The sequence below is a fragment of the Ruminococcus sp. YRD2003 genome (assembly GCA_900109435.1).
In the GTDB taxonomy this organism is placed as follows: Bacteria; Bacillota; Clostridia; order Oscillospirales; family Ruminococcaceae; genus Ruminococcus; species Ruminococcus flavefaciens_G.
This window is the reverse complement of sequence record FNZT01000012.1, coordinates 136,306-149,750: the sequence shown is the minus strand read 5'-3', so window position 1 is coordinate 149,750 and position 13,445 is coordinate 136,306. Positions and strand designations below refer to the sequence as shown.

General features: G+C 53.6%; 7 protein-coding genes. 4 read left to right on the top strand and 3 right to left on the bottom strand.

Going from position 1 to position 13,445, the window contains the following annotated elements:
• Positions 1–20: 20 nt before the first annotated feature.
• Positions 21–2,666 carry a cation-translocating P-type ATPase gene (locus BMX22_RS11535; protein WP_074742588.1) on the top strand — a complete coding sequence of 882 codons (2,646 nt, stop codon included), beginning with the start codon at positions 21–23 and terminating at the stop codon, positions 2,664–2,666.
• A gap of 82 nt (positions 2,667–2,748) precedes the next feature.
• Here the strand turns inward: BMX22_RS11535 and BMX22_RS11530 are convergent, their stop codons facing one another.
• Entirely contained in the window at positions 2,749–3,120 is a 372-nt protein-coding gene (locus BMX22_RS11530; RefSeq protein ID WP_074742587.1) for a hypothetical protein, read from the bottom strand.
• Between the two features lie 249 nt (positions 3,121–3,369).
• Here BMX22_RS11530 and BMX22_RS11525 point away from each other — a divergent pair, with 249 nt between their 5' ends.
• The gene (locus tag BMX22_RS11525; protein WP_177173024.1) at positions 3,370–6,129 is read left to right on the top strand and encodes an RICIN domain-containing protein; all 2,760 of its coding nucleotides are present in this window, start codon (positions 3,370–3,372) and stop codon (positions 6,127–6,129) included.
• 59 nt (positions 6,130–6,188) lie between these two features.
• On the opposite strand, the gene BMX22_RS11520 is transcribed toward BMX22_RS11525, so the two are convergent.
• Both BMX22_RS11520 and BMX22_RS11515 read right to left on the bottom strand, forming a co-directional pair.
• On the bottom strand, positions 6,189–7,163 hold the full coding sequence (locus BMX22_RS11520) for an aldolase catalytic domain-containing protein (RefSeq protein ID WP_074742585.1): 975 nt from the start codon (positions 7,161–7,163) through the stop codon (positions 6,189–6,191).
• 604 nt (positions 7,164–7,767) lie between these two features.
• Positions 7,768–11,613, bottom strand: coding sequence for an endo-1,4-beta-xylanase (locus BMX22_RS11515; RefSeq protein ID WP_074742584.1), 3,846 nt, complete (start codon positions 11,611–11,613; stop codon positions 7,768–7,770).
• A 518-nt stretch (positions 11,614–12,131) separates the two neighbouring features.
• On the opposite strand from BMX22_RS11515, the gene BMX22_RS11510 reads away from it, so the two are divergent.
• Entirely contained in the window at positions 12,132–12,818 is a 687-nt protein-coding gene (locus tag BMX22_RS11510; protein WP_074742583.1) for a vWA domain-containing protein, read from the top strand.
• 68 nt (positions 12,819–12,886) lie between these two features.
• Positions 12,887–13,414, top strand: coding sequence for a GNAT family N-acetyltransferase (locus tag BMX22_RS11505; protein ID WP_074742582.1), 528 nt, complete (start codon positions 12,887–12,889; stop codon positions 13,412–13,414).
• Positions 13,415–13,445 lie beyond the last annotated feature (31 nt).

Here is a 13,445-nt window from a genome sequence, read left to right as displayed (position 1 = left end):
CACCCAAAGGAGTGAATGATATGGGACTAACCGAAAAAGAGGCGGCTCAGCGCCTGAAAACAGAGGGCGGCAACGTCCTCGGGGATAAGAAAAAGACAGGGGCAGTTCGCATTTTCATCGGGCAGTTCAAGGACGTTATGGTGATGATACTGCTCGGCGCTACGGTCATTTCCGTACTGCTCGGCGAGGTATCGGATGCGGTCACGATAATCCTCATCGTCCTGCTGAATGCTGTTCTCGGCTTTATTCAGGAGTTCCGCACAGAGCATACTCTCGAGACCCTGCGCAGTATGACCGCTCCGACCGCGAAGTGCTACCGTGACGGCGAGCTCCGCGAGATAGAGGCGGCTCGGCTCGTGACGGAGGACGTGATAGAGCTCGAAGCAGGCGACAGAGTACCCGCGGACTGCGTTATACTGAGCTGTGCGGGATTCTTCTGCGACGAGGCTATACTCACGGGCGAGTCGGAAGCTGTCGCCAAGCGGGCAGGGCTTGCGACCGACACCGACAATTCACTGAACAAGCCCAACATCGTCTACTGCGGCACCTCTGCCGTCCGCGGGACGTGTCGGGCACGGGTCATCGCAACGGGTCGGCGCACGCAAATGGGACGTATCTCCGACCTCCTCGCCGATATAGACAAGGAAATGACACCGCTCCAGAAGCGGCTCGCGGAGCTCGGCAAAGTCGTGGCGGTAATATGCCTCGTCGTCTGCGCAGCGGTATTCGCGGCGGGTGTCCTGCGAGGCGAGGACGTCTTCGATATGCTCATGACGGGCATAACCATTGCCATAGCCGCGATTCCCGAGGGGCTGCCCGCGACGGTGACTATCGCGCTCGCTCTTGCGGTCAGCCGTATGCTGAAGCAGAAGGCGCTCGTCAACAAGCTGCACAGCGTGGAAACGCTCGGCTGTACGTCGGTGATATGCTCCGACAAGACGGGCACTATCACCGAGAATAAAATGACTGTCACCGAGCTCGCTACCGTCGGAAGCACATATTATTTCAGCGGGATGGGCTACCGAAGGAGCGGCGAGGTAACACGCGGCGAAGAGAATATCGCCGTGAATCCCCTCGCGGAGAAGGCGCTCAGCGAGGCTCTGCGCTGCGGAGTGCTCTGCTCCGACGCCGCTATTTCGGGCGGAAAGGCGTCCTCGCGCCGCCGCGGAGCCCTCAGCGGACGCGGAGACTGGGAAGTCACGGGCGACCCTACCGAGGCGGCGATACTTGTCGCGGCAGCAAAGGCGGGACTGACGAAAACTGCCCTCGAAGCCGATAATCCGCGGCTCAGGGAATATCCCTTCGACAGCGAGACACGCTTTATGGCGGTACACGTCGGCGGCAGGTCGGGCAGACGCGCCTATTTCAAGGGCGCGGAGGAGGTCATACTCCCGCGCTGTACGCAGTATATGTCCGACAGCGGAGAGCTCCTGCCGCTGTCATTCGCGGTGCGCAGCGAGATATCACGCCGCGTGACAGAGATGTCCGACAGGGCGCTGAGAGTGCTCGCGCTCGCCTGCTGTGACTGCGAGAGCTTCGACCCCGACCGCGGCGGACTCGTATTCCTCGGCTTGACAGGTATGCTCGACCCTCCGCGCGAGGAAGCAAAGAACGCGATACGCAAGTGTGCGGCGGCTTCGGTACGGACGGTGATGATAACGGGTGACCACAAGAATACGGCGGTCGCGGTCGCTAAGAAGGCGGGGCTGCTCAAGGGCGGCATGGCTGTCACGGGGGCAGAGCTCAACCTCATGTCCGACGAGGAGCTCGACCGAAATATCGGCAAATACACGGTGTTCGCGAGGGTCGAGCCGATACACAAGCTTCGTATCGTGCGGAGCTTCAAACGGCGGGGCGAGATCGTCACCATGACAGGCGACGGAGTCAACGACGCGCCTGCGGTCAAGGAAGCTGATGTCGGCGTAGCTATGGGTGTCACGGGAACGGACGTCACCAAGCAGGCGGCGGACGTGATACTCCTCGACGACAACCTCGCCACGCTTGTGAACGCGGTCGAGCAGGGACGGTGCGTTTACGCGAATATCCGCAAATTCGTGCGGTATCTGCTCTCGTGCAACATCGGCGAGGTGCTGACGATGTTCGGCGGTATCGTTATGGGTATGCCTATCGTACTGCTGCCCGCGCAGATACTGCTCGTCAACCTCGTCACGGACGGACTTCCCGCGATAGCGCTCGGGCTCGAACCGCCCGAAAAAGACATCATGAGCCGTCCGCCGCGGCGCTCGACCGAGGGCTTCTTCTCGGGCGGACTGATGTGGAAGATAGTTTTCCGCGGCATATTCATCGGACTGTCCACTCTTGCGTCTTTTTCGCTCGTGATGCGAATGGGCGGCAGCCTCAAAGCGGGACGGACTGCTGCCCTCGTTACCCTGATAATGTCGCAGCTCATACACGTTTTCGAGTGCAAGTCGGAGCGGAAGTCCGTTTTCGGGGTCGACCTGCTGAGCAATGTAAAGCTGCTGCTCGCGGTCGCCGTATCCATGGCTGCACTTGCGGCTGCGGTGCTCGTTCCGCAGCTCCGTGCCGTATTCGACACGGTCATGCTCACGCGCAATGAGCTGCTTACCGCCCTCGGACTTAGCGCGGCAGTCCCCGTGCTGAGCGGGCTGTTCGGCGCGGTGTTCAGACCGAGAGAGCGGAACTGAGCTGCGTGTGATATTTCCGCATACCAACACAAAAAGGACCGATAAGAACAAGTCTTATCGGTCCTTTGCCGTTATGTATGCGTCAATTTGATGAAGCAGCACCAAGTCCGATGCCAAGCAGGAGCATAGCTCCCACTGCAATAAGCGAAATGATGAGCACGATAAGCATCAGCAGCAGGTTAGCCTTTGCGAAGTTCTTAGCTGATTCGTCGTTCGCTGCGAGCGCCATTATAACGAGCCCGAGAACGGGAAGACAGCCGATGAGGAACATCCAGCCTATCCAGCCCAGCACGCTTGTGGAAGACACGGGAGGAGCTACCGAAACGTTCGTATATACGGGCGGTGCCATCTGGGGAGCTACACGTACGGGAGCGGGTCCGACCTGTGCCGCAGTTCCGCAGGTGGGGCAGAATTTGCCTGTGAATTCAGTCCTGCAATTGTTGCAAACAGCCATGATATAAACCTCCTAAGTATAAAGCAATGCCGAACATTGCCGAATATGATAACATTATACCATATGAAAATGTAAATTTCAATACAAATATGAAATTTTACGTGATTATTTGATGTATAAGGGCAGAAAGCGCAAAATAATGCACCTTTTTGACATGAAATGTCATTGAAATGTGTGTGAAAAAATGGTATAATCAGAAAAAAGCTGCCCGAAAGCGTGCGGAGACACATCGGGCAGAAAGGAGAAACTATGAGACTGAAAAAACTTCTTTCTCTTGTGCTTGCGGGAGCGCTCGTGTACGGTGCGTCGGCTCCCGTCGGAGCTGCGCTGCACAGAGCAGACGCGGCAGGAACAAGGGTATCGGTTCATGACCCGTCCATTATCAAGAACGGAAATACATACTACGTTTTCGGCTCGCATATAGAAGCCGCAAAATCGTCTGACCTTCAGAACTGGCGCTCGTTTGCGAACGGCTATGCGAGGACGAACAACGTCGAGTTCGGCAACCTCTCGCAGAACCTCAAAAAAGCCTTCGACTGGGCAGGCGAGGACCTTGAAGACTGTAAGGGCGGCTTTGCGGTATGGGCGCCAGATGTCTTCTGGGACGCCGAATATGTCAACTCCGACGGAAGCAGGGGCGCTTACCTGATGTACTTCTGCACCTCGTCAACGTATATGCGCTCAGTCATCGCATTTGCTACATCGAAAAACATCGAGGGTCCGTATACCTTCGCGGATACGCTGATATACTCGGGCTTCACGAACAACGACAGCTACGCAACCAGCGATACCAAGCGCGTGAACCGCAAGTACACCTCCACCAACATTGATGAGCTCATCGCGCAGGGACAGGTGACCTTCAACAACAGCTGGTTCAACAAGGATAATTTCAACAACCAGCTCTTCCCGAACGCCATTGACCCGACTATCTACACCGACACCGACGGGAAGATGTATATGTGCTACGGCTCGTGGTCGGGAGGTATATTCACGCTTGAGGTAGACCCCAAAACAGGCTATCTCATACATCCGAAGAGCGGCACTACCTCCGACGGACGCATGGTCGACAGCTACTTCGGCACAAAGATATCGGGCGGCTACGGAAAGTCGGGCGAGGGCCCGTTCATCGAGTACAACGCCGATACGGGCTACTACTACCTGTGGGTGACCTACGGCGGTCTGACCTCTACAGGCGGCTATAATATGCGAGTTTTCCGCTCGAAGAGCCCTCTCGGTCCGTTCACTGACCCCGCAGGCAGAAATGCCGTTCTGCCGACGAATCCCAACCTCGACAGCGTGGGACTAAAGGTCATGGGCAACTACAAGTTCAGCTCGCTCAACAAGGCGTATATGGCGTGCGGTCACAACTCCGTCCTCCGCGACGACGACGGCAAGTGGTACCTCATATACCATGCCCGCTTTGATGACGGCGGGGAGTTCCATGAAGTGCGCGTTCATCAGATGTTCTTCAATGCGGACGGCTGGCCCGTGGTCGCGCCGTTTGAGTACAGCGGCGACGAGAAGTCCGACGGCGGCTACAGCGAGGCTGACATCGTCGGCGAGTACGAATACATCAACCACGGCAATTCGACCGACGGCAAGATAATCAACTATCAGAAGATATCGCTCAACTCCGACGGCTCGATATCGGGTGCTGTAACAGGCAGCTGGCAGCAGGACAGCGGCACCTCCGACGCAGTTATCAGCATCGGCGGCGTGAGCTATAACGGACATTTCTTCGCCTCCACAAACGAGGCGGGAAAGAAGGTCATGACGTTCACGGCTGTCGGCCCGAACAATCAGACGATATGGGGCGCACAGACCAAGGAATTCACGGGCAGCCCCCGTGCGGGCATCCCCGACTATACCGACCACAAGTCGCAGCTCGTAATCGCGGAGGACACCCTCGGCGAGCCGAGCGCCAAGTCCACACTCAGCGGGACGGAGCTTCTGAGCGGCGTTCCCTACTACATCACCAACGTGAACAGCGGTCTCGCGATAGACCTCCCCAATGGCGCACTCGATGCAGGGACCAATATCCAGCAGTGGGATGTGAACAAGCTGTGGGCTCAGCAGTGGAGGATAGTCTCGGTCGACGATGAATGGTGCAGGATAGTTTCAATGGGCGACGAGAGCAAGTGCATTGCAGTCGCCTCCGATACCGCCGCGGACGGCACGAATGTCGAACTCCAGACCTATACGGGCGCTGACAATCAGCTCTTTAAGATAGTAAAAAGCGGCTCTTATTATGGCATAGTCTCTAAATGCTCGGACGGAAAGGGAGCACTTGATGTGTTCGAGTGGTCGAAGGACAACGGCGGAAACGTCAACCAATATGCCTATCACGAATATGAGTGCCAGCTCTGGAAGATAACTCCCGTTTATCCCGAGGTCACTTCCGGTATCCACTATGCGCTGAGGAATCCCGCGACAGGAATGTACGTGAGCATTGGCAAGGAATATGAGCTGAAAATGGACTATGTTCCGTTTGAATGGCTCATCAGCGGAGGCAATGACAGCTTCTATATCGGTATGGACATGGGCGGGGCGGTGCCGATCAATCCGATCTACGTCGGCGTTGAGAACGACAGCTCCGAAAACGGTGCGGGAGTCTCCTATATGAGAATGAGCTCGGCAGGAAAAGGCAAAATGAAGCTCGTCTGCAACAAAGACGGTACCTATTCGATACTGACTCCCTCGACCGACTACAGCTCTGCTCTTTCGGTTTCGGATACTTCATCGGAAAAGCCGATACAGCAGTGGGAATATGTCGGCGGAGACAACCAGAAATTCGTGCTCGAACCCGTTATCCCCGAGCCCGTAAGGCTTGACGGGGATATCAACCGTGACGGCGCAATGAATGTTGCCGACCTCGTTCTGCTCCAAAAATTCATCCTCGGAGCTGAAAAGGAGCTTCCTGACTGGAAAGCAGGTGACTTCAATGAGGACGGCAGGCTCGATACCTTCGACCTCATTCAGATGAGACAATGGCTCGTTGACAGAGCATAAAACAAAGGCGTACCGACAGGGTATATCCCGATCGGTACGCCTTTTCATATTTTTCGCAATTATTCCTGAGCGAGTATCTCCTTGTAGAATTCGGAGTAATCTGTTCTGCCCTGCTTCGTGAACTCTATCGCCGTTCTCGGATGCTGATTCAGAAGTCCTGTCATAAGGTACTGGAAATCATAGCCCCATACTGCTCCTGCCTCTCGGATAGCAGGCATATACTTCTCAATGAACTGGATAACAGGGTATACGTTGTACTTGGGATTCTTCAGGAAGCCCAGAAGGAGCTCCATTGCACAGTTTCCTGCGCCTCTGCCCATGCCTGCGTATGTCGCGTCGAGCCAGTCTACGCCGTCGCCGACTGCTTCGATCGTGTTCGCGAATGCGAGCTGCTGGTTGTTGTGGGCGTGCATACCGAGCTTCTTGCCGTACTTCTCGGCAACCTCGCCGTAGAGTGTGGCAACGCGCGCTATCTGCTCGGGGTAGAGCGCTCCGAAACTGTCGACGATGTAGAAGGTGTCAACAGGCGATTTTCCGAGGATATCGAGCGCTACCTTTACATCGGTCTCCTGTGCGTTCGAGATAGCCATGATATTGCAGCTTACCTCGTAGCCCTTGCTCTTTGCGTCCTCTATCATATCCACAGCCGTGGGTATCTGGTGGAGGTAAGTTGCTACCCGAATAAGGTCGATAGGGCTCTCACTGCGGTCGTGGATATCGTTCTTGTAGTTGCAGCGTCCGACGTCAGCCATTACCGCGATCTTGAGGTCGGTGTTGTTCTCGCCGACTATCGAGCGGATGTACTCGTCATCACAGAACTTGCAGGGGCCGAACTTGCTCTCGTCAAACATCTCCCTGTCGCCCTTGTAGCCGAACTCCATATAGTCAACTCCTGCGCGGAGGTTGGCGTTATACAGTGCCTTTACGAAATCGTCGCTGAATCGGAACTCGTTCACGAGTCCGCCGTCGCGGAGCGTAGCGTCAATGACCTTGATATCAGGTCTGTAATCCATAAGCTTTGATACTTCTTTCATTTTATTCAAACCCTTTCGCACTTTATACTTTTACGCTTTTAAGCTTTTATGCATTAAACTGTTTTTGTCTTTTTATAGTATAGCACACTCGTTCCCTTTTGTCAAACGTTTCTGAGATATTTTTTTCTTTAAACTAAAGAGTCTTGTACGTACACGCTGCTCCCCTCCGCTGAGGCATTTTTTCAGCGGACAGCAAAATGCGGCGCCACAGTGTGAAGCCGCATAATGAGGGATGATTAAGAAGATTTCGTTGTTTACTGCCCGCTGCCGAACCCACGGGACTTCCCACGGCCTGCAAGCCGCATCCTGTTCTGTTAATATAATATCACTTATGGGTAATAATTACAACTCATAAAATGTAGATTAGGTGGATATTTTGAAAGCATTTCCAAAATTTGTATTTACACGACTTTTTGCCCTCGTTACGTGCTTTGTCCTGACAAAGGAAAACAGCCGTGTACCCAAAAAACACGGCTGAATTCTGATTTGTCCCTACCCTTACATAATAAAGTTCGGAATTATTATAAACCCGCTGCCGCTGTAGTGCAGTCAACGGCAGCGGGTCATAATTGAGGTTTTCGGAGCTGCGCCCCTTGTCTTTTTCTTATGCGAACTGCCAGTAATCGAACTCGCAGTCACCGCTGAATATCATGTAGATATCCTTAACGCCTGATACGTCGTTCTCTGTTGCGGCGAGAGTGTTCTCGCTGCCGTTGAGCTCGCCGTAGCCGATGCAAGTGCCTGTAGTAGAGCCTACGCAGAACTTAACTACTGCATTGCCGCTTCCCTTTACTGTGATAGAGGAAACGCCCTTGCTGAGATCAACGCCGCTGACCTTGATCCAATCGCCCTTCTTGGCCTTGACCTTTGTGTCGCCGATGCCTGTGATGGAGATGTTCTTGGTCTGGTTGGACATTGTCTCTGCCTGAACCTTCTCATAAGCATTGAGGTTCTCGAGCTGTGCTACGCCGTTCTGTGAACCGTTGCACGTGATCTTGCCGTTGTTGAGAGTTGCCTTGTCGATACAAGGAGATCTGTAGTTAAGACCCTTGCCGCCGTTAACGCCCATATTCATCTCAAGTCTGCGTGAGTGATAAAGAACATAGTAGCTGCCCTTGAATTCAATTACAGAGTGGTGGTTGTTGCCGCCGTTGTCAAGTCTCTGTGTACCTGTGTTCTTGAATACAACGCCCTGATACTGGTAGCCGCCGAGCGGGTTCTTTGAAGTCATGTAACCGATATCAGCGCTGCCGAACGAATTGCCGTTCACGCTTGCGCCGCCGGGAACGCTCCAGTTGTGGCAGAATGAATAATACCATGTGTCACCGATCTTGAGCATACTCGAGTCCTCAAAGAGGTAAGGTGTGCCGGGATCGAAAGGTGTACCCTTGATAGAGATCATGTCATCGCCAAGCTGAACGATACGTCCCTGCTTTGTCTGAGCAGCCTGTCCTGACGGAACACCGCCGCCGTATGCCATGATAGCTGTATCTGTATCGGGATCGTAGTAAACGCCGGGATCGAAGAGCCATACTACGTTGCTGTTAGGTGTGTTTCTTGAAATGAGCTCGTGACCGAGAGGATCCTTTACATTCTTTGTGAATGTCGGGTCATCAGCTGAGATAACGCCGATACCTGAACCGTTGTTTGCGAAGTAGAGGAAGAACTTATCCTGTCCGTTTATCTTCTTCCAAGCAGCGTCGGGAGCCCATGCGTTGTTAGCCCATTTTGCGATAGGAGTACCGCTTACTCTTGTCTTTGCAACGGGGATCTGACCGTGGTCAGTCCAGTTTACGAGGTCTGCTGATGATAAGCAGTTGATATAACCTGAAGAATATGCATTTTCAACGAGCTGACCATTCTTGTACTCGAACTGATCAGCCGTTGTGTAAACGTAGAGTCTGCCGTCATATACGAGCCAGCCGGGGTCTGCACCGAAGCGCTGAGTGTAAAGCGGGTTGTTCTGGCCTTCCTTCTTCCAGCTCTCTGCGAGAGTTACGCCGCTGAACTTTGCCTCATACTGTGAGGGATCGAGCGTGGGAACAGCAGGCTTGTTGTTCGGGAACTCCTTGATCTTGCCGAGAACGAATTCCTGAAGGAGAACGAGGTCGTTCATCTCAACTTCGCCGCTCTGGTCAACGTCTGCGTTCTTCTTTGCCGCAGAATCTGTGAGAGTGCCGAGGACTGCCTTGCGCTCGCCGATAAGGTCGAATGCGGAGATCTTGCCGTCGAAGTCTGTATCGCCGAGGAGCTTTGTCTTAACGATGACTGCGGGCTGACCTGCGCCGGGTATCTTTGTGCCCTTTACAGCGCCGACTGCATAGTCAACGTAGAAGTCGTTAGTGCTGTCGTCATTTGTCTCAACATAAATCTGGAACGATGAACCGCCCGAAGGAAGTGTATACGATGTGTTTGCAAGCTGGATCCACTCACCTGCGGGAGCAACGCCGCTTGCGATCTCGTCGTACTTTGTCTCGCCTGAAGCATCAGTGTACTGGAGTGAGAACTTGAAGCCTGTTGTATCGCCTGTCTTGGACATAGCGTTTACGGAGAAGCTGTAAGCCTCGCCTGCCTTGAATGCCTGAGAATCGAGTGCAAGTGAAGCACCGTTCCAGGAAGCTGTTCTGCCTGTTACGTAGAGAGCATTCGAGCTGTCGTAGCCGCCGCTTGCCTTTTCTACAGAAGCGCCGCCTCTGCCTGACCAGCTGTTTGTGCCGTCCTCGAATGTGTGCTCGAACCAGTAGCCTCTCTCGTCAGCCTTGGGAGGCTCGGGAGGAGTATAGCTTCCGCCGCCGGGGCCTGTGTACGGGATACCTGTTGTCCACTGGCTGTCGGGAATGATGGACTGGATAGCTGTGTAGCACTGCTTGGCCTTATAGTCGCCTGTATAGAGAAGAGGAGCATTGCTTCTGCCGGTAGCCTTATCTGTGCCTACCCATGAGTTGTTATCTGTCGGACCCCATACCTGAACGAGAGTTACGTTAGGACCATTGGGGTGATTCTTGTTCCAGTCAACAGCGTGCTGGAAGATAGCCTTATACTTTGTAGCCTGCTGGTCGAGGGTGAACTTGCCGCCCTCTGTGGAGATATCGAGCTCGGTTACCTGAACGTCGATACCGAGGCTGAGGTAGTCATCCATTGCAGCGAGGTAGGAGTTTGTATCGCCCCATGCATTGCTTGCAGCAGCGCTGATATGCGACTGCATTCCCATACCGTCGAGCACGCCCTTCTGAGCGAGAGGCTTGAGGATAGTGTTCTTGATGCAGTTCTTCTTATCGCCTGCGAACTCGTTGTAGTCGTTGTAGTAGAGCTTGCAGTTCTTGGGAGCGTACTTTCTTGCATAGGTGAACGCCTTCTCAACGAAGGAGTTATCTCCGTAAACGGATACCCACTTGGACTGTCCGCCGCCTGTACCTGCCTGACGAACACCGCCCTGATTTGCAGTACCGTCGTTGATTACCTCGTTACATACGTCGTATGCGAAGAGGTCAAGGTTAGGATACTGTGTAGCGAAAGCGTTGAACATATTCTTGATGTAGCTTTCCATACGCTGGTCCATCTGGGACTTGCTGCACCAGTTGCCGTTGCTCTTGAAGAACCACTCGGGCGACTGGCTGTGCCATACGAGAGTATGACCTCTGAAGCCGATGCCGTTCTTCTGTGCGAAGTCACATATAGCAGCACAGCTGTTGAGGGATACCTTGATATTTGTATCGGTAGAGCCGTTCTGAACGAGCGTAGCATCAGGCTTTGTCTCGTTCTCACACTCTATCGCGTTGTGGTCCTTGAGGATGATACCCTTGATAGCGTCGTTTCTGATCGTGCCGCTGTTAAAGATATTACCTACGCGGAAATAAGCACCGAATTCGTCCTTGAGTCCCTTTCCTTCGGGAGCTGCAAGTGCCTCGGCAGTAGACTTCTTTGTTGTGATCTTGAAATCATCGAACATGAAGTCGTTGGTGCTGTTGGTCGTGATAGTGAGAGTGTCGTCATAAGCGCCCGCAGGAGCCTTGTACGAACCCGAAAGCTCTGTCCACTCGCCTGCCTTCACTTTCTTGGTAGCGAGCTCGACAGTTGTGGGCTTCTCTGTCTTTCCATCGTAATAGAGAAGTGAGAGGTGGAAAGTCTCATCGGTCTCGCTGTAAACGTTGACGGAATAGTTGTACTTTACTCCGCCGAGCAGATACAGACCCTTCATGGACTGAGCACCCTCTGACGCGTCCTTACGGTTCGTCACAGCCATTGCTCTTGTGCCGCCGATACCTGCACCCTCTGCGGGGAGGATATCATTTGCGGGGTCGGTGCCGTGCCAGCCGTCATAGCTTATGTCGAAGCTATCGTAGGTGACCTCGGCAGCTTGTGTTGCAGTCATGAACTGCGGCATCGAAGCAAATGTTGTTGCAAAAGTAGCCGCAGCAGTCAGAGCTGCATACAGTTTTTTCCTGTTCATAAAGATCATCTCCTCATTTCCTTAGATTTGGGTTACCCCTACTTATTCATTTTATCTCATTATACCTTGTTCACTGATTGTTCACAACCCACAATTTGAAGATTAGGTGGAAAAAATGAATGGACAATCCCAAAAAAAGCGTACAAATTTCGTAAAAGTTGTTACATCCGAGGCGCGGCGTGTCTGTACAAATTTGAAGTTGTATTATTAAATTCATATTTTCGCTACATTTATTATATTAATGTCGTCCGCGGTCAATTCTGTCTTTATCCGTGCCGCCTCCTGCGGTGTGCCTCTGTACTTGTACGCGTCGGCGGACACCGAGCTCTGACGGCTTATACGTACAATCTCTCCTCGCGATACAGAGCAGCCCTGAACCCTGTTCGCTCAAAGAAAAACAGGTTTTTGAGATGCCATGTAGGTATTGACTTTTTCGGGAATTTGTTATATAATATTCCCGTAGCGGTCAGCCGCTCTAAAATGTATCTAACTTCTATCAGTATCAAGGAGGATGAAAAATGGCAGGACAGGGAATGGGCGAATACTGCGTAGACATCGTTATGTGTATCGACGCTACGGGCAGTATGGCTCCTATCATCGACGAGGTAAAGAAAAACGCTATCTCTTTCTATGAGAAGTTCATCGAATCCATGGAGGAGAACGATAAAGAGGTCGAGACCCTCAGAATAAAGGTCATCGCTTTCAGAGACTACGGCTGCGACCAGGACCCTATGGTGGAATCCGACTTCTTCAAGCTCCCCGAGCAGAACGACGACTTCCGCAGATTCGTTGACAATATCGAGGCTAAGGGCGGCGGAGACATCCCCGAGAACGCTCTCGAGGCCATCGCTCTCGCGCTCAAGTCCGACTGGACGACCGACGGTTCCAAGCGCCGCCATGTCATCCTCGTATTCTCGGACGCCCCCGCTCTTCCGCTCGGAGCACGCGCAGGCTCTTCGGGCTATCCCTCGGGTATGCCCGCCGATATCGCGCAGCTCGGCGCGTGGTGGGAGGCTACAGACCAGACTCTCGGCAGCAACTATCAGGCTAAGGCAGGTCGCCTTGTTGCGTTCGTGCCCAATGCAGAGCCGTGGACAGAGCTCCAGGCGTGGAACAGGTACTGGCCTGCATTCTCGCCCGCGGGAACAGGTCTGCCCGATGTAGACATACAGTCAGCCATCGACCTCGTTGTAGGCTCGTTCTGACCAATAAAACCATATATGAGCGGTGCAGAGCATTTCTGCTCCGCTTATTTCTTTAGGAGGTATGAACTATGAGCGATACTATTTTCACCACCGAGCGTCTTTCCGTAAGACGATTCACCCCCGCAGACAGCGACGACCTCGCGGATATCCTGTCCGACCCCGAGGTCACCTACTTCGAGCCCTACCCGACATTCAGACGCGAGGACTGCGCCGACGAGGCTGTGAAGCTCTCCGAGAGCGAGGAGTTCTACGCTGTCGTGCTCGGAGATAAGGTCATCGGCAAGATCTATTTCTCACGCAAGGGCGCAGGCACGTATGAGATCGGCTACACCTTCGCAAAAGCTTATCAGCGTCAGGGCTACGCTACCGAGAGTATCCGCGCATTCTTCGGCTATGCCTTCTCGGAGCTCGGAGCACGTCGCATCATCGCCAACATCGACACGCGCAACGTAAGGTCGTTCTGCCTCGCCGAGAGGCTCGGTATGCGCCGTGAAGCCCTTCACAGAGAACTCTACCCCCGCAAGGAGGACAAAAATGTGTTCAGCGACTTCTACGTGTACGCTGTCCTCAAAAGCGACCTTGACGGCGAGGATTGAGCTGTCACCGATATCTGTGCGGACATTTTCC